At 49.6% G+C, this 17,066-nt stretch carries 19 protein-coding genes and 1 riboswitch; of the genes, 13 read left to right on the top strand and 6 right to left on the bottom strand.

All coding sequences use genetic code 11. The annotated features are described in order from the left end of the window. The 5 genes from KNQ14_RS13900 to paaX all read left to right on the top strand — a co-directional run bounded on the left by KNQ14_RS13900 (position 1) and on the right by paaX (position 5,377). Complete coding sequence (locus tag KNQ14_RS13900) at positions 1-1,509, top strand: aldehyde dehydrogenase family protein (RefSeq protein WP_214861391.1); 1,509 nt, start codon at positions 1-3, stop codon at positions 1,507-1,509. 74 nt (positions 1,510-1,583) lie between these two features. Continuing rightward, the gene (locus KNQ14_RS13895) at positions 1,584-2,450 is read left to right on the top strand and encodes a 3-hydroxyacyl-CoA dehydrogenase (protein WP_214861390.1); all 867 of its coding nucleotides are present in this window, start codon (positions 1,584-1,586) and stop codon (positions 2,448-2,450) included. Further along, the gene (locus tag KNQ14_RS13890) at positions 2,447-3,655 is read left to right on the top strand and encodes an acetyl-CoA C-acyltransferase (RefSeq protein ID WP_214748552.1); all 1,209 of its coding nucleotides are present in this window, start codon (positions 2,447-2,449) and stop codon (positions 3,653-3,655) included. The genes KNQ14_RS13895 and KNQ14_RS13890 overlap by 4 nt, the downstream gene beginning before the upstream one ends. Continuing rightward, on the top strand, positions 3,652-4,419 hold the full coding sequence (locus KNQ14_RS13885) for an enoyl-CoA hydratase-related protein (RefSeq protein WP_214861389.1): 768 nt from the start codon (positions 3,652-3,654) through the stop codon (positions 4,417-4,419). The genes KNQ14_RS13890 and KNQ14_RS13885 overlap by 4 nt, the downstream gene beginning before the upstream one ends. A gap of 73 nt (positions 4,420-4,492) precedes the next feature. Beyond that, positions 4,493-5,377, top strand: a complete 885-nt coding sequence (gene paaX / locus KNQ14_RS13880; protein WP_023467002.1) for a phenylacetic acid degradation operon negative regulatory protein PaaX — start codon at positions 4,493-4,495, stop codon at positions 5,375-5,377. A 56-nt stretch (positions 5,378-5,433) separates the two neighbouring features. Here the strand turns inward: paaX and KNQ14_RS13875 are convergent, their stop codons facing one another. Then, the gene (locus KNQ14_RS13875) at positions 5,434-5,973 is read right to left on the bottom strand and encodes a gamma carbonic anhydrase family protein (RefSeq protein ID WP_214861387.1); all 540 of its coding nucleotides are present in this window, start codon (positions 5,971-5,973) and stop codon (positions 5,434-5,436) included. A 91-nt stretch (positions 5,974-6,064) separates the two neighbouring features. On the opposite strand from KNQ14_RS13875, the gene KNQ14_RS13870 reads away from it, so the two are divergent. The 4 genes from KNQ14_RS13870 to KNQ14_RS13855 all read left to right on the top strand — a co-directional run bounded on the left by KNQ14_RS13870 (position 6,065) and on the right by KNQ14_RS13855 (position 8,748). Continuing rightward, complete coding sequence (locus KNQ14_RS13870) at positions 6,065-7,003, top strand: NAD(P)H-dependent flavin oxidoreductase (RefSeq protein ID WP_214861385.1); 939 nt, start codon at positions 6,065-6,067, stop codon at positions 7,001-7,003. Positions 7,004-7,140: 137 nt separating this feature from the next. Continuing rightward, the gene (locus KNQ14_RS13865; protein ID WP_214861383.1) at positions 7,141-7,569 is read left to right on the top strand and encodes a DMT family transporter; all 429 of its coding nucleotides are present in this window, start codon (positions 7,141-7,143) and stop codon (positions 7,567-7,569) included. A gap of 15 nt (positions 7,570-7,584) precedes the next feature. Then, positions 7,585-8,253, top strand: coding sequence for a Crp/Fnr family transcriptional regulator (locus tag KNQ14_RS13860; RefSeq protein WP_214861381.1), 669 nt, complete (start codon positions 7,585-7,587; stop codon positions 8,251-8,253). Positions 8,254-8,265: 12 nt separating this feature from the next. Continuing rightward, positions 8,266-8,748 carry a DMT family transporter gene (locus KNQ14_RS13855; protein WP_214861379.1) on the top strand — a complete coding sequence of 161 codons (483 nt, stop codon included), beginning with the start codon at positions 8,266-8,268 and terminating at the stop codon, positions 8,746-8,748. A 76-nt stretch (positions 8,749-8,824) separates the two neighbouring features. On the opposite strand, the gene msrA is transcribed toward KNQ14_RS13855, so the two are convergent. Both msrA and KNQ14_RS13845 read right to left on the bottom strand, forming a co-directional pair. Next, positions 8,825-9,355, bottom strand: coding sequence for a peptide-methionine (S)-S-oxide reductase MsrA (gene msrA / locus KNQ14_RS13850; protein WP_023467010.1), 531 nt, complete (start codon positions 9,353-9,355; stop codon positions 8,825-8,827). A gap of 95 nt (positions 9,356-9,450) precedes the next feature. Then, a riboswitch (SAM riboswitch) is annotated at positions 9,451-9,554 on the bottom strand. Between the two features lie 62 nt (positions 9,555-9,616). Continuing rightward, positions 9,617-10,795, bottom strand: coding sequence for a M20 metallopeptidase family protein (locus KNQ14_RS13845; protein WP_214861378.1), 1,179 nt, complete (start codon positions 10,793-10,795; stop codon positions 9,617-9,619). A gap of 77 nt (positions 10,796-10,872) precedes the next feature. On the opposite strand from KNQ14_RS13845, the gene KNQ14_RS13840 reads away from it, so the two are divergent. Next, the gene (locus KNQ14_RS13840) at positions 10,873-11,166 is read left to right on the top strand and encodes a putative quinol monooxygenase (protein WP_035399006.1); all 294 of its coding nucleotides are present in this window, start codon (positions 10,873-10,875) and stop codon (positions 11,164-11,166) included. A 58-nt stretch (positions 11,167-11,224) separates the two neighbouring features. On the opposite strand, the gene KNQ14_RS13835 is transcribed toward KNQ14_RS13840, so the two are convergent. Both KNQ14_RS13835 and KNQ14_RS13830 read right to left on the bottom strand, forming a co-directional pair. After that, positions 11,225-13,579, bottom strand: a complete 2,355-nt coding sequence (locus KNQ14_RS13835; RefSeq protein WP_251138411.1) for an NlpC/P60 family protein — start codon at positions 13,577-13,579, stop codon at positions 11,225-11,227. Positions 13,580-13,720: 141 nt separating this feature from the next. Next, positions 13,721-14,275, bottom strand: coding sequence for a GNAT family N-acetyltransferase (locus KNQ14_RS13830; protein ID WP_023467014.1), 555 nt, complete (start codon positions 14,273-14,275; stop codon positions 13,721-13,723). Between the two features lie 269 nt (positions 14,276-14,544). Here KNQ14_RS13830 and KNQ14_RS13825 point away from each other — a divergent pair, with 269 nt between their 5' ends. From KNQ14_RS13825 to KNQ14_RS13815, 3 genes are all read left to right on the top strand, one after another. Beyond that, positions 14,545-14,874, top strand: coding sequence for a DMT family transporter (locus tag KNQ14_RS13825; RefSeq protein ID WP_214861376.1), 330 nt, complete (start codon positions 14,545-14,547; stop codon positions 14,872-14,874). Continuing rightward, entirely contained in the window at positions 14,871-15,188 is a 318-nt protein-coding gene (locus KNQ14_RS13820; RefSeq protein WP_023467016.1) for a DMT family transporter, read from the top strand. Before KNQ14_RS13825 ends, KNQ14_RS13820 begins: the two co-directional genes overlap by 4 nt. Before the next feature lie 128 nt (positions 15,189-15,316). Next, positions 15,317-16,060, top strand: coding sequence for a general stress protein (locus tag KNQ14_RS13815; RefSeq protein WP_214861375.1), 744 nt, complete (start codon positions 15,317-15,319; stop codon positions 16,058-16,060). 111 nt (positions 16,061-16,171) lie between these two features. Here the strand turns inward: KNQ14_RS13815 and KNQ14_RS13810 are convergent, their stop codons facing one another. Next, entirely contained in the window at positions 16,172-16,987 is an 816-nt protein-coding gene (locus tag KNQ14_RS13810; RefSeq protein ID WP_214861372.1) for an aldo/keto reductase, read from the bottom strand. Positions 16,988-17,066: the final 79 nt, after the last annotated feature.

Here is a 17,066-nt window from a genome sequence, read left to right as displayed (position 1 = left end):
ATGTCGACAGTACATGAAAAAACACTTGAAATGAAACGGTCCGTCTATCACTTGCTCATCAACGGCGAACAGGTCGAGGGCGCAACAGGCGAGACGTTCAAAACATATAATCCGGCGACAGGTGAAGTGATCGCGGAAGTCGCAAAAGCGTCGAAGGAAGACGCGGATCGTGCCGTTCAAGCAGCACGTGATGCGTTTGATCACGGGAAGTGGAAGATGTGGCCGGTCGGACGCCGGGCACAAATCTTGAATAAGATTGCGAGCATCATGCGTTCCCGCTTCAACGAAATCGTCGAACTGGAGATTCTTGATACGGGGAAATCACTGGCAGCGGCGCAAGGACAAGTCACACAAGCGATTGAAGACTTTGAGTTCTATGCGGGTGCGATCGTCGGTCATCGTGGTGTCGTCAATAACGTACCGGGACAATTCCATAACTACACGGAAAAAGAAGCGGTCGGTGTCTGTGCACAAATCATTCCGTGGAACTATCCGTTGATGATGGCAGCTTGGAAGGTCGCACCAGCAATCGCAGTCGGTTGTTCGGTCGTCGTCAAACCAGCGACATTGACACCGTTGACAGCAATCATTCTCGGTGAGATTTGTCTAGAAGCTGGCGTACCAGCAGGTGTCGTCAACGTCATCCCGGGATCCGGTCGCGAAATCGGCAACCATCTCGTTGAGCATCCTCACGTCGATAAAGTCGCCTTCACGGGCTCGACGCCAGTCGGTAAAGACATCATGGGACGTGCGTCCGAGACGCTAAAACGAGTCACACTCGAACTCGGTGGGAAATCACCGAACATCGTCTTTGAAGATGCGGACGTGACAGCAGCCGTTGATGGTTCGTTGTTCGGCATCTTCTATAACAGCGGTCAATCGTGTGAAGCGCGCTCGCGCCTGTATGTCCACGAGGAGATCTACGAAGCGTTCATGGAGCAATTCGTCGCGAAGACAAAACAACTCGTCCTTGGTAATCCATTCGATAAAGGAACACACGTCGGAGCGATCATCGACCAACAACAAGTCGATGTCATCGATGGATACGTCCAGTCAGCGAAAGCGGACGGGGCAACAATCGTCACAGGTGGTCACGCGACAGCGCCAGAAGGATACGAAAAAGGCTTCTGGTACGCACCGACGATCATCACGGACGTCACGCACGAGATGAAAGCGGTCAATGAAGAAATCTTCGGACCGGTCGTCGTCGTCATGCCGTTCAAAGATGAAAAAGAAGCGATTCGCCTAGCGAACGATACATCATTTGGACTCGGATCAGCCGTTTGGACGAAAGACGGCGCGAAAGCGACACGTGTCGCGAATCAAATCAAAGCCGGCATCGTCATGGTCAACTGTCCGTTCTCTGCCTTCCCGGGCACACCGTTTGGTGGCTACAAACAATCGGGCTTCGGTCGAGAACTCTGTATCGAGACGCTTGATCTGTACACGGAAACAAAAAGTATCTTGTCGTATTACGGCAGTCGTCCACTCAATCCGTTCGGACTATAAGCAAGAGGGAAGGCTGGAGTTCCGTCGGGAAGTCCAGCCTTTTTTAACAGCACAGGGGATAAGGGGGAATTCAGATGGTAGAACAACTCGTCGTCGTCGGATCCGGCGTCATGGGGCGTGGTATCGCTTATGTGGCCGCACAACGCGGATTTCAGGTGACACTCGTTGATATCAAAGAGGAATACGTCAAAGGAGCACTGCAAGAATTAGAACGAATCGCGGAAAAAGGCATCATCCGTGGCAAGATGACGACAAGTGAGGTCGAGGGACTGTTCGATCGACTGCATCTGTCGACCGACCTAGCTGAGGCGGCACAACAAGCGGATCTCGTCATTGAAGCAGTACCGGAACAACTCAGCATCAAACAGCAAGTCTTTGAAACGCTAGAAGCGAATGCACGTCCGGACTGTTATTTCGCGACGAACACGTCGACGATGAGTCCAACGGAAATTGCGTCCTTTACGAACCGGGCGGACCGGGTCATGGCGATGCATTTCTTCAATCCGGTCCATCTGATGCCACTGATCGAGCTCGTTCGTGGTCTTGAGACATCGGATGAGACGGTTGCAGCTCTTGAACAGGTAGCGCGTCAGATGCAGAAGGAAACGGTCGTCATCCGTGAGTTTCCTGGGTTCGTGACTTCGCGGATCAGTGCGCTCGTCGGAAACGAAGCGTTCTACATGTTACAAGAAGGACTCGGGACACCAGAAGAGATCGATAAAGCGATCAAACTCGGCTTAAACTATCCGATGGGACCATTCGAACTCGGGGACTTGGTCGGACTTGATACTCGGCTCCACAACTTAAAGTATCTGCATGAGAAGCTCGGCGAAAAATACCGTCCGGCACCACTGCTCGAACAGTATGTCAAAGCGGGCAGACTCGGTCGTAAAACCGGTCGTGGCGTCTATGACTATACGAATCGCGAGGTGACATCATGAAACGGGTCGCCATCATCGATGCCGTTCGGACACCGATTGGTCGCTATAACGGCGCCTTGCGTCAGGTTCGTCCGGATGATTTAGGAGCACGCGTCATCGAAGCGTTGCTTGAGCGTAATCCACAAGTCGATCCGAAGACGATCGAGGAAGTCATTTTCGGTAATGCGAATCAGGCGGGAGAAGACAATCGTAACGTCGCCCGGATGTCGGGACTACTAGCTGGTCTACCGGTCGAAGTCGCTGGTACGACGATTAATCGCTTATGTGGGTCAGGGCTCGACGCTGTCATCGCGGCGGCACGAGGGATTGCCTTAGGTGAAGGCGATATCTATATCGCTGGTGGGACGGAAAGCATGACGCGTGCACCGTTCGTTCTCGCGAAGCCGGATCAGGCCAACCCACGTGGCAATCAGACGATGTACGATACGACGATCGGTTGGCGCTTCGTCAATGATCGTTTAGCAGATCAATACGGAACGGATTCGATGCCGGAGACAGCCGAGAACGTCGCCCGTCAGTACGGGATCTCACGCGAAGCGCAGGACGACTTTGCGTTTGAAAGCCAACAACGCGCGAAACGAGCAATCGAGACAGAGCGCTTCACGGACGAACTGGTTGCGGTCACACAAATGGACCGGAAAGGCAACGTCAGCGTCTTCAATCGTGATGAACATCCTCGTCCCGAGACGACACGTGAGAAACTGGCGACACTTCGTCCGTTATTCCCAAGTGGTACCGTGACGGCGGGGAATGCATCTGGTGTCAACGACGGTGCGTCGGCACTGTTATTGATGAGTGAAGAAAAAGCGAACGAACTCGGTTTGACGCCACTCGGGTATTACCGGGCGAGTGCGACAGCAGGGGTCGAACCTGCCATCATGGGAATCGGACCAATCGACGCGACGGAAAAAGTTCTCCGGCGGGCAGGGTTGACGGTCGAACAGCTCGATCAAATCGAGTTGAACGAAGCCTTTGCGGCTCAAAGTCTTGCCTGCATTGAAGCACTTGGTTTACCAAGCGAAAAAGTCAACGTCAACGGTGGTGCGATCGCTTTCGGTCATCCACTCGGTGCGAGTGGAGCGCGGATTTTGACGACATTATTGCATGAGATGCGCCGAACGAACCGGACGTATGGTCTCGCGACGATGTGTGTCGGAGTCGGACAAGGGATCGCACTTGTCGTCGATCGGGAGGGACTCGTATGATTCACTTAGAACGAGAAGGCTATATCGCAATCGTCCGGATTGATCGTCCAGAACGTTTGAACTGTCTCGATTATCCGACGCTTGTCGCTTTGCAAGAACAGGTCGATGCGTTATCGGTCGACCCGGAAGCGCGGGTCGTCCTGTTTACGGGAACGGGGAAAGCATTTAGTGCCGGTGCCGATTTAAAAGAACGCGTGCATTTAAACGAAGAAGAAGTCCGGCGCAATGTCCTTGCGATCCGCAATGTCTTCACTTCGATCGCACAATTGCCGCAACCAACAATCGCAGCCGTCAACGGTCACGCGCTCGGCGGTGGGTTCGAGTGGATCCTTGCCTGTGATTTCCGCTTTCTCGTTGAGGATGCACTCGTCGGCTTGACGGAGACCAGCTTCGGGATCATTCCAGGAGCCGGTGGAACACAACGCTTGCCACGACTGATTGGGGAGACGCGGGCAAAGGAATTGATCTTCACGGCGAAAAAAATCGATGCGATGACAGCAGAACGGTACGGACTCGCGACAGCCGTTGTTGCCCGGGAAGCGTTGATGACGACGTGCTTTGAGTTTGCTAATCAGATGTTACAGAATGGTCCGATTGCCTTGCGCCAAGCGAAGCGAGCGATTGATCAAGGGCGGGATGTCTCACTCGAACAAGGACTACAGCTCGAAACAGAGGCTTATGAAGTCGTCATTCCGACGGCTGATCGTCAGGAAGCGCTACAAGCCTTCGCTGAAAAACGACCACCACGCTTTGAAGGAAGATGAGGATGGTCGACGTTTGAAATAACCCGTATACTAACGATACACACTATGAACGACTGAAGAGAGAGTGAATACCATGAGTGCGAACACCCAATCGATGATCTTTACGATTTACGGCGATTATATCCGCCATTACGGCAATCAAATCTGGGTCGGGAGTTTAATTCGACTCGTCAAAGAGTTCGGACATAACGAACAAGCCGTTCGGGTTGCTGTGTCCCGGATGGTTAAACAAGGCTGGCTCGTCTCCGAGAAACAAGGAAATAAAAGCTTCTATTCATTAACACCACGTGGGGTGGAACGGATGGAGGAGGCCGCACGCCGGATCTACAGATCAACACCGCACGACTGGGACGGGAAGTGGCGAACGCTGATGTACACGATTCCGGAGGATAAACGCCAGATTCGTGATGAGCTCCGCAAAGAACTGACGTGGAGTGGGTTTGGCAACTTATCGAACGGGGTTTGGATTTCACCGAACCCGCTTGAAAAAGAGGCGGAACGATTGATCGCGTCGTATGAGATCGAAGAGTATGTCGATTTCTTCGTCGGTGAATACCACGGTCCGAAGCAGGATCAATCCCTCGTCGAGCGTGCGTTTCCGCTGGAGGAATTGCAGGAGCGTTACGAGACGTTCATCACGGATTACAGCCGGCAATACATCGTCCATCAAAGTCAGCTGCAACTTGGAGAAATGACGGATGAACAGTGTTTCGTCGAACGGACGATGCTCGTACATGAGTACCGGAAGTTTCTGTTCACGGATCCCGGATTACCGCAAGAACTGTTACCGGATGCTTGGAGCGGACATCACGCGGCGCTCTTGTTCGAACAATATTACCGATTGCTCGCACAACCAGCGAGTCGGTTCTTCGAATCGATCTTTGAAGAGACGCACGATGTGTCCCAACGCAGTGCCTCGTACGACGCGGCGGAACACCCGCTGTTTGCAGAGCGGTGAGCATATATTCGAATGAAAAGAGCGGGACGGATCAGTTGATCCGCCCCGCATTCGTGTCATTCAGATGTGTTCTGTTCAGCAGATTCTGCGAGAATATTTCGGAAGGCATATCCTTTATCGACATAAGAATCAATCGACTCCTGAATCATCGCGAGATCCGCTTCTGTTAGTTCACGCACGACTTTACCGGGTGAGCCGATGATCAGCGAACGGGGTGGGAAAACTTTTCCCGATGGAATTAGCGTATTCGCCCCGATGATGCATTCTTCACCGATCTCTGCATGATCAAGAACGGTCGCACCCATTCCGACGATCGAACGACGTCCGATTTTGCAACCGTGTAAAATCGCGTTATGTCCGACCGTTACTTCATCTTCAATGACGACGGGTGCCCCTTCATAGAGATGAATCGTCGCGTTGTCCTGGATACTGCAGCGTTTGCCGATTGTAATCGGTCCTTCGTCACCGCGTAATACAGCGTTGAACCAGATGGTAGACTCGGAACCGATCGTGACGTCTCCGATCAGATAAGCGCCAGGAGCGATGAATACGTCGGATGCTACGTTCGGATGAATCGATTGATACGGAATCTTCATAACAGAATGACCTCGTTTCTATAATAAGATGAACTACTATTCATTCCATGTCAGTATAGCATGTGAGTGAAGTCGAGAACGGAGGAAAGACATGTTTCCGATTTGTGAGCTCTTTAAAATTCGATATCCTTTAATCCAAGGAGGAATGGGTAACATTAGTCATGCGGCGCTCACGGCAGCGGTGTCGAATGCCGGAGGACTCGGAACGCTCGGGTGCGGGACATTGTCGGTCGATGAAGTGTCGTCGCGGATTCACGAGACACGAATGCTGACGGATCAACCATTTGCCTTGAACATCGCGATTCGGGTGTCTCCTTATACGGAAGCACTGATTGATCTCGCGATTGCAGAAAAGATTCCGGTCGTCTCCTTGTCGGCAGGAAACCCGACACCGTACATAGAGCGACTTCAAGCTGCCGGTATCAAAACGATTGCTGTTGTCGCTTCAGTCAAACAGGCGTTAAAGGCAGAACAGGCAGGCGCTGATGTACTCGTAGCGGAGGGAGTTGAAGCAGCAGGCATCAATTCACCGCTCGAGTTGACGACGTTGACCTTGATTCCGCAACTCGTCGATCGGGTCAACATACCGGTCCTTGCAGCGGGTGGGATTGGCGACGGACGTGGGCTAGCAGCTGTTCTGTTGCTTGGTGCTGCCGGCGTCCAGCTCGGAACACGGTTGATCGCGACGGAAGAGGCGAAGGTTCATTCGGCATACAAGGCGCACTTAATGGATGCGACCGATACCGATACACGCATCATCGGACGTTCCGTCGGATTCGTCCGACGTGTCCTTGATGGTCCTTACGTCGAACGACTCACAGTAGAGACACCTGCTGCTTTTCTCGATCAGACGAATGAGTCGTATCATATTACAGGCGCTCTTGAGGGCGATGAGGAGAAAGGATATGTCAACGCTGGACTAGTTGCGGGATTGATTCATGATGTGCCGACTGTTGCGGAGTTGTTTACGCGCATGATGACGGAAGCAGAGGAACAGCTGAAACAAACGACGACTCGTTTTACGACATGAGCATATAGTGAGGGACCCGTGATGCCACTTGTGGACAGCGGGTTTTTTCATGTTTTTTTGAAAATGGGACATTTGTCCTTTTCAAGTAGGGCACGAGTAAGGTCTACTCTAGTGTAGAGATTAAAGGAGGAGATGACGTGCAAGGAGTCGTGTTTGCTTTGATGAGCGGTCTGTTCATCGCCCTGCAAGGCATATTCAATGCGCGCCTTGCGACAGGCGTCGGACCGTGGTTGTCCGTATTGATCGTCCACTTTGTGGGTCTGATGGGTTGTTTAGTCATTTACAGTTTCGTACGAGATCGGAAAATCGGTGGCTTCCGTCAGTTTCCATGGATTTATGCGAGCGGCGGTTTGATTGGCGTGCTAGTCGTCGTAACGGAACTGACAGCAATCCAAAAACTCGGGATGACATGGGCGATGTGTTTATTACTCGTCGCACAGATTTTATGTGCGTTTGTGATTGATTTAAAGGGATGGTTCGGTGTCTTAAAAAAACAAGGAAATCGTGGTCAATGGGTTGGTGTGGGTCTCATGCTTGCAGGAGTTGCGATTTTCTCACTTGCCTAAAGGGGGGAAATGAACATGGAAAGCGTCATTCAACAGTATGGACTGGATACGATTTTGACGGAAGAGACGCGCGCTTGGTTGCGTCAAGAAACCTTCCAAAAAGGGGAACTCCTCTGTACGACAGGGGCAGCGATCGACCGGATGTACTTCATCGTCGCAGGCAAAGTTAAGATATCTGCTGCCTCGTCAGAAGGGAAACAACGGATTCTACGATTCAAGACACCACTGACAGTGATCGGTGACGCTGAGTTCATCAACGAACGGGAAGTATTGAATACGGTCGAAGCGGTGACCGACGTCGAGGTGTTGAGCGTACCGTATGCGATTTTACGCGAGCACAATACGACGAACGTCTTTCTGCAATTCTTATTACGAACGATCACAGCGAAGTGGTATGCCGACTCGAAATCAGCGTCGCACCATGTATTGTATACAGTTGAAGAGCGATTTGCAGGATATTTGTTGTCGATCGCTTCTGAAGCCAGTGACAGTTTGTTTTCTCAGGAGATGCGGACGTCGAACCTGCATGACGTCGCCGACTGGCTTGGAACAAGTTATCGCCATCTCAATCGGATCATCACGAAATTATGTGAAGAAGAGATTCTCGTTCGACGACGCGGGAAAATCATCATTGTCGATCTGGAGCGGATTCGCGAGAAGGCGAACGGCAACAGCTATGAGTAAGGAGGAACGAACATGGTAATAGGCATCGTGTGTGCCGTATTGGCAGGGATGTTGATCAGTTTACAGACGGTATTGAATGCTCGGATGAGTGACGCGTTTGGCGCTTGGGCGACGACGACGCTAGTCTTCTTTGTCGGTTTCGTCGGAGCAAGTGTCACGTATGTTCTGTTTCGTGGTGGAACAATCGGACAGATTCAAAACGTATCGCCACTCTATTGGTTTGGTGGACTTGTAGGTGTTGGCGTCGTTTTTTGTGTCATGCGTGGAATTCAATTGCTTGGTCCGTCCGTCGCGATCTCTGTCGTTCTGATTTCGCAGTTAAGCTTTGCTCTCGCTGTCGATACGTTCGGTTGGTTCGGTTTACCACAAATTGATTTATCATTCGGTCAGCTCGTCGGTCTCGCTGTCATGGTATGTGGGATCTTCGTTTTGAAGCGGTATCAAGTCGTGGCGCCGGAAGAGAAGGCGGCGGATCAAGTAGAACGTGTTTCATGACTTATTTTTTTCATAACAATGAAACAGGTCAGCAAACAAATGTTTACTGACCTGTTTTTATATGCATTTTTTTGAATTAAACCGTCGTCGTATCTTTCCATTCCTGCTCGATGAAGGCATCGCGACCAGAGGCAGCACGATCTTTTTTATAGTGTTCTGGATTTTTCTTATGGAAGTCTTGATGGTACTCTTCCGCCGGATAAAATTCAGAAGCGGCATCGATCCGCGTTACGATCGGTTGTTTGAAACGATTGCTTGCAGCAAGAGCGTCACGAGAAGCGATTGCTGCTTCATGCTGCGCATCCGTATGATAGAAAATCGCTGGTGCGTACTGCGTGCCACGATCTTGGAATTGACCTTCTGCATCCGTCGGATCCGTTTGTGGCCAGTAGAGTTCGAGCAGACGCTCGTACGGGAATAGGCTCGGATCAAACGTGATTTGGACGACTTCGAGATGTCCCGTCGTTCCTGTTTTGACTTGCTCATACGTCGGATTGTCGACGTGACCGCCCATGTAACCTGATACGATTCCCTCGATTCCTGGTAATTCTTCAAATGGTGTCACCATGCACCAAAAACATCCACCTGCAAATGTTGCTTTTTCCATCCGTCTCTTCCTCTCCGTGGGAAATTCCCATTGTATGTCTGACAGCGAGAAAAACGAAAACGACTCCTTCGCTTGGTTGCAAAAGGAGTCGCCGCTTTTTATCAACCAAAGCTTTCGCTTTGCTGGTCGTAGCACCTTGCTATACGCAGGTTGCTGGGACGTCATCGATCCAGATCTCTCGGTCCACTCTTGATAAGGGTATATGAAGTTGATGTCATTCGTTATCATTGTTGTGATGATACCATTCACATAGAAATAAAGTCAATCCTTAGGTTTCAAGGCACGTAAAACCGTCGCTCCGAGTGTTTTCGCACCAACCAATAACGCTTGTTCGTTGATCTCGTACTGCGGATGATGCTGTGGATGATTGATGCGACCGTCCGTATATCCGGAGCCGGTAAAGAAGTAACTTCCCGGGACGTGTGTTAGATAATGTGCGAAGTCGTCCGCCGCCATCATCGGTGTGAGTGACCGGACAGATGCTTCCGGTAAGAAAGAAGCAGCTTCCTGAACGAGTTTTGTCTCGTCCGGATGATTCCAAAGCGCCGGGTAACCCGTCGTGAAGTCAATCGAATAAGTAGCACCGATGCCGGCACACGTCGTTTTGGCGACAAGGTCGACTTCTTGTCGGAGCTGATGCCGCAGGGTTTCATTGAACGTCCGGATCTCCCCGACGATGCGTGCTTCACCCGTGACGATGTTCGGCGCCGTTCCTGCGTGGAAGGATCCGATTGCAAGAACAGCGGGTTCGAACGGATCGACCCGTCGACTGACAAGGTGTTGTAAGTTGCAGACGAGTTGTGCCCCAGCGACGAGCGCATCTTTTGTTTTGTGCGGTGCCTGGGCATGCCCACCTTGACCATGAACGATGATTTCGAATTCGTCGATCGCACATAATGTATGTCCTTCCCGAAACCCAATCGTACCAACCGGTAAATCATTTTCGAGATGTGTCGCGAAAATCGCATCGACGCCTTCGAGAACGCCGGCTTCGATCATTTGGATGGCTCCGCCAGGAAAGACCTCTTCTCCATGCTGATGAATGATTCGAATCGTTCCTTGCAATTGATCCCGTAACGGATAGAGCGTAGCAGCAAGAGCCATCACCATCGCCGTATGCCCATCGTGTCCGCAAGCATGCATGACACCGGGATGGATTGACCGGAAAGCAAGTGTTGTCTCTTCTTGAAGTGGTAAAGCATCAAAATCTGCACGGACCGCAATCGTTGGGCCAGGGTATTTGCCTTCGATCGTCGCGACGACACCACGACCTCCGACGGCTGTTTCGTGAGGGATGCCCCGTTCCGCGTAAAAGTTTGCAATTCGTTCTGGTGTGCGGACTTCCTGAAAAGAGAGTTCCGGATGTCGATGGAAATCACGCCGTAACGCGATCATCGTCGGTTCGAATTGTTCGAGTGCTTCAAAAAGTTGAGTTTGCATCTTCAAGCTCCTTTGACGTGTGTTTTTTCGTGAAAATGGGTACAGATACAGGTAATCACGAAAGGGGATAATGAAACATGGGAGAAATCGTCGTCAACGCTGTACTTACAATCAAAGCAGGACTCGCGGATCAAGTCTTTCCGATTTTAGAAACGGTCTATCATGCCGCACAAAAAGAGGAAGGATGCTTACGCTATTCCTTGCACCAATCGATCGAAGACGAGCATCAATTCATGCTGTATGAAGTGTATCAGGACGAAGAGGCACTTGAAGCGCATATCGCATCCGATCACTATAAAGCATACCGTGAACAGATCGAGTTATACTTGATGGATCGACAAGTAACGAAATACGTCGAGATGACATTCTGACGTGTTGCGATAAGAAGAGACGAAGCCGTCGAATTCGACGGCTTCGTCTTTTTTTGTCTTACATCGATTTAAATCCGAGGAAATGCTCTTGCCAACGCGGTTCATAAATCGAATTGATTTGGAGCTGTGAACCGCCCGCATGGATGAAGTGTTCGCTATCGAGCATGATTCCGATATGCGATGGACCATCCGTGTAGGTGTTCTGGAAGAAGACGATATCCGAGCGTTTACCACTCGAGATACTCGTCCGGCGATTCGTAAAGAAAGCACCGTACCAGTAGCCGCGAACGTTCGTCCGACCACCGTATTTTCCAGCCTTATTTGTCGCGTAGTGAATCAAACCGGAACAATCGAAGCCACCGTTCACGGCATCTTGCGATCCCCATGTGTAAGGTGTACCGATATGTTGGACGGCTGCTTGAATCAGCTTTTCACCGCGCGTGTTATTCTTTTTAATGACCCGTTTATCGGACGTAATCGTCACAGCTGAGACCGGAAGATAGACGGGTGTCCAGCCTGACTGGATGACATAGAAGTTTCCGACCCGGTGACGCGGATAAACACGTTTGCCTTGCTCAACGAGTCCGCTGCCTTTTGGACTGGTTGGACTCGAAAAGAAGGATGTCGTCTGTTTGACGGTATAGATTTTCGTTCGATTGATTGCTTTTTGTGTCAGTTTCATATCGGGTTTGCTCGTGCTGATATAAGGGTTGAGGACGTAACCCGTTTGACCGCTGACTAAGCGAACTTGCCAAAAATCATCATCAATTGATTTCAGACCAATCAATTTTGTCCCTTTTTTCAAATAGGCAGCTGGCCGACTGTAAGCGACGTCAGCAGAGAAGAGTGGCGTTTGGTCCAGATGGACATAAAACGTTGTCCCTTTTTTCGCTTTTGCTTTTGGTTTATTTAGTCCGATCCGACTCGAATCGACGAAACCAAAGATATTGTTATATTTGACACGTGTAAAATAACCGCTTTTTCCATAGATGGTGATCGATTTTCCTTTTTTCAACGTACCGATTTTTTTACCCGACAGTTTTGCCTGTGACCAAATGACGACGTCGTCCTCTGTCACGTAACGTTGACCGGTAACGTCATACAGATCCGGCTTTTTCGTGACGAGATCACTCGTCTTGACGTAACCATAGACTGTCCCTTTTTTTAATCGTGTGTAACTACCGCTCGTACCATAAATCGTTAGTTTATCAGCTCGTTTGACAGAATACATCATTTTACTTTTCGTTGAAGCAGACGTATAGACGGACAAGTTGCGTTTTGCGTACCGTGTTCCGGTTGCGGCGTATACTTTTTCACTACCAAGATCAGCTGTTTTAACGTAGGCATGGACTCCGCGGAAAATAATTCGACTGTAGACGCCACTTTTACCATAGATCGTTAATAAAGTATTTGTTTTTTGTTGATCGATTATGGAGCCGGAAGCATTCGGTGCACTATAGATCGGTGTAGCGCGCTGAACATAGAGGCGTGCGGTCTTTGGATAGTATTTCAACGTACCGAGATGTGCCGTCAATACATAGGCATACTCGTCGTTTCGTTTGATTCGTGTAAATGAACCCTCGACGCCGTACGTCTGAAGAGAAGTATTCACAGGAAGCGATTGTACGACTTCTCCTTTCGTAGTCGCAGTGGCATAGACCGTCGTCTGCTGTTGGACGTAACGCACTCCTGTTTCTGGATGGCTCACGACCTGCGTATCAGCTAAATCAGTCGTCAATACGAAGGCGTAACCGGTCTTAGTCGCCACACGTGTAAAAGTACCCGTCGTTCCGAACGTTTCGAATGATTGATTTTGAGTGACGGCAGTCTTCGCGCTTGTCGTCTTCGGCTCAACGAAAAGAGAAGTCGCTCGTTTGGCATAACGCGTCCCAACCAATTTCGGAAGTTGCTCGAGTTGTGTCGTCGATACATAGACGTATTGCTCGTTCCATTTCAGACGCGTGAACGTGTCGAAGGTGCCGTATGTATCGATTCTCTGATAAGCGGGAAGTGTCGTCACGACGGTGGGATCAAATGGTGAAGCAACTAATGAGAGTGAACTTTTCGACATCAGCGTTGCTTGTTTTTGAAAAACAGGTGCTGTTTGCGTTAACGCGTTTGTTGCGACATAAGCAGTACCTTCTTGCCAACTGACACGAGTGAAGTCACCGTCCGTACCGAGTGTCTTGAATGTCGTTCCTGCTGGTAGTTGTTGGATGACCGTTGTGGAATCAGCCGTTTGTAGCAACGCAGCATCCTCTTTCAAATAAGCCGTCCCGGTTGTCTCGGTGACTGTTTGTGTTTCTGCTGTCGGTTGAACAGGTGGCGATTCAGCAAAAGCGGGTGCGGGTAAAACCGAGCTCAACATTAACGTTGCGGCAAGTCCAGCAACATGAGCAGTCCATTTTTTCATCAAGAGGTTCACTCCAATTCTTAAAATTTGTCATTATGAATAGTGTAGCATGCGCTTGTTTAAAAATTGATAAAAATCAAAAAAATAGGAGGTTGTTCATGAAAAAACGGTATGCCTCGGCACACCGTTTGAAGTCATATGTTAGTTATCTTCTTCGTGATCCACTTGCCATTCCCAGTCGAGCATGCCGTAAATCAAGGAATCGCGCCAGTGGTCTTCGAGATAGACCGTCTCGCGAAGCTGTCCTTCCTTCGTCATGCCGACCTTTTGCAAGACACGTTCGGAAGCGACGTTTCGTGGGTCACACGTTGCCGTGATTCGGTGTAGTTCTAGTTTTTCGAAACCGAATTGGAGAAGGAAAGAGGCGATTGACGTCGCGTATCCGTTCCCCCATTCATCAGGCGAGAGGACGTATCCGATTTCGGCGATTTTATTCTCAACGTCTGTGATGACGAGTTCACCGGCACCGATGACGACGTCACTTGGAAACGTCACGGCAAAGACATAACGACGTCTTGGTGTCTCGAGTTCACTTTCAAGCGCATCGTGTAGGAATTGTTTCGTATCCGTTTCGGTATTCGGTCCCCATGACTGGAATTGACTGACGATGGGTTGTGAGGCATAGGCGTGAACCGCTTCTACATCTTCTGGTGTAAAACGACGAATCCGAAGTTGATCATTGATTTTATAACGCATGCAGCATCCTCCTCATTCAGATGAAGTCACTTTGATTCTATTTGACAGATGGGGAACAGATTCCTGTTTGACATGGGAAAAAGGGCGTGCTAGGGTGGTTGTATCGAATGGAATAGGGAGTATCCTCTAGGGTTCCGTACGGCTGGACCGAGGGAGGAACATGGACGTTTGTCCATGCAACGGAGGGATAAAAGCCCGGGAGTAAAGCGAATCGTCTCGCTTGCTCCCGGGCTTTTTCATTTGAATTTACCTATTAGGAGGCAATTATTATGGCAAAGTATTGGATTGGGATCATCGTCGCAGCGTGTTTTGAAGTGGGCTGGGTCATCGGATTAAAACATGCGGCAACACCACTTGAGTGGGCTGCAACGATCGTCTGTATCATCGTTAGCTTTACCGTGCTAATTAAAGCGAGTAACCATTTACCAGTTGGAACGGTCTATGCTATCTTCGTCGGTCTTGGAACAGCAGGAACGGTCGTGACGGACATCGTGTTATTCGACCAAGCCGCTTCCGTGATGAAATTAGTATTGATCGCTGTCTTACTCGTCGGCGTCATCGGTCTGAAGTTAGTCAGTGGAGAGGAGAAATCAGCATGAGTTGGATTTATTTAATCATTGCCGGAATCTTTGAGATGTTTGGTGTCGTCTTGATCAATACGTTCAATCAAAATAAGAATGCGAAGAATTTACTGTTGATGGGAACAGGATTCGGACTCAGTTTCTTATTTTTGACACTTGCGATGAATGGTTTACCGATGGGAACGGCGTATGCGGTATGGACGGGAATCGGAGCAGCGGGCGGTGCGATCCTCAGCATGGTGCTCTATAACGAATCAAAAGACTGGAAGCGACTGGTTTGTATCGGTCTTGTCTTAAGTGCGACGATTGGTCTGAAACTTGTCGGCGAATGATCGTTTACATGTCAAACAGATGACGTTTTAATGGAACGCATGTTTTTTGGCATATTTTAACGCAAAAGAGGAAATACTCCTTATAGAAGTCACGCATGACAAATCGTGTCGATAAGGGGAGAACATCCATGAAAACGAAACAATATATTGGAACATTCTATTCAGAAGAAGAATTGATCTCAAAAATGGACGAATTGCACATTCAAGGGCATCGGGAGGAAGACTTCTACGTCATCGTCAAAGAGAAGTCGAACATCGCACTCGTTCGTAGCCAAATGGATGCCGAAATCGCGACGACGAAACCGTCTTGGATTGATCGAATTCGCGGGAACAAAGGACGCGATCAAGAAGTCGATGATTTGTTTGGGTCACTTGATCTATCAAACAATGAAATCGAACAACGCAAAACGGAAGTCGAAGGTGGGGGTTTCGTTCTGTTACTTGAAGTCCAAGACATCCAGTTCGATCCACATCTAAATACAGACAACACGCATCCTGATGTAAAAGTCCGTTATGGTAGTGGCGAAGAGACGCATACGTCATCAGATGCGAATTCCAATGCACAGCTCGGCTCCGGTAATCCGCTTGATGTTGATAAAGATTCGAAGGAAGAGCATGCAGAAATTGATTTGCATCGCGCCGGTACTGATAAGATGCCGCAAGACGAGCAGGCAATCGATCATTCAAAAAAGCTCGACGGGAACCGAGAACCGGATATCGCAATGCGTCGGGATGACGATTTCCGACGTCCGGAAACAGAACGCGAGGAAAAAGAACATGATGCAACGCAAGACGGCGAAGAACGTCGTCAATCGAAACATCAATCGGATGACATCGCCAAGCAAGATCATGGAAATAATTTAGACCGCTAAAATAATCGATTGGAATCACGCGTTAGGGTCATCATCAAAGAAGGTACTTTCCGGATCAAATCCGAAAAGTACCTTCTTTTTGTATGGAGATTAGACGAGAATCGTCTCGTCTTATTTATGATCCGGATTTGATCCTGTACGCACGTCGGCGTTCAATTGATCGATGGCTTGCATATCAGCGTCTGACAAGCTGAAGTCGAAGACATCAAGATTTTCGTGAATGCGGCTTGGCGTGACGGATTTCGGAATCGCGACGATGTCGTGTTGCAAGTGCCAACGGAGGACGACTTGAGCCGGCGTTTTCTGATGGCGATCGGCGATATCTACGATGACCGGATGCGTCAACGCGTCGCGTCCTTTCATCAACGGACTCCAAGCTTCAACGACGATACCGTGCTTGCGGCAAAAGTCTCGGATCGCTTCTTGGCTAAGGAACGGATGGAGTTCAATCTGATTGACGGCAGGAACGATCGATCCTTCGGCTAAAATTCGTTCCAAGTGAGGAATATGGAAGTTCGAAACACCGATGGCACGCGTCTTTCCTTCTGCATAGAGATGTTCGAGCGCCCGCCATGTCTCGACATAACGATCTTCTTTTGGCATCGGCCAATGAATCAGATACAAGTCAACATAATCGACACCAAGCTTTTGCAGACTCGTCTCGAAAGCGGCAAGTGTCTCTTCATAGCCGTGATCGGAATTCCAGACTTTCGTCGTCAGAAAGATCTCTTCTCGGGGAATGCCCGAGTCACGCAGCGCGCGACCGACACCTTCTTCGTTCTCGTAAATCATCGCCGTATCGATTGAACGATACCCGGCGCGGAGTGCTTCGCTGACCGCTTCATATACTTCTTCTTCCGGTACTTTAAAGACACCATATCCGAGTTGGGGCATGCTGATGCCGTTATTTAACGTAATCTGTTGCATCGATTCATCGACTCCTTTGTAGTAAATTCTTCTCTTTTCTAGTGTACGCGCTCCTCCTGTAAAAATCGAATGATTGCCG

The sequence above is a fragment of the Exiguobacterium sp. s161 genome (assembly GCF_018619045.1).
GTDB classification, from domain to species: Bacteria; Bacillota; Bacilli; order Exiguobacteriales; family Exiguobacteriaceae; genus Exiguobacterium_A; species Exiguobacterium_A indicum.
Note: the sequence above shows the minus strand (reverse complement) of the source record. Positions and strands in the feature narration are given on the sequence as shown.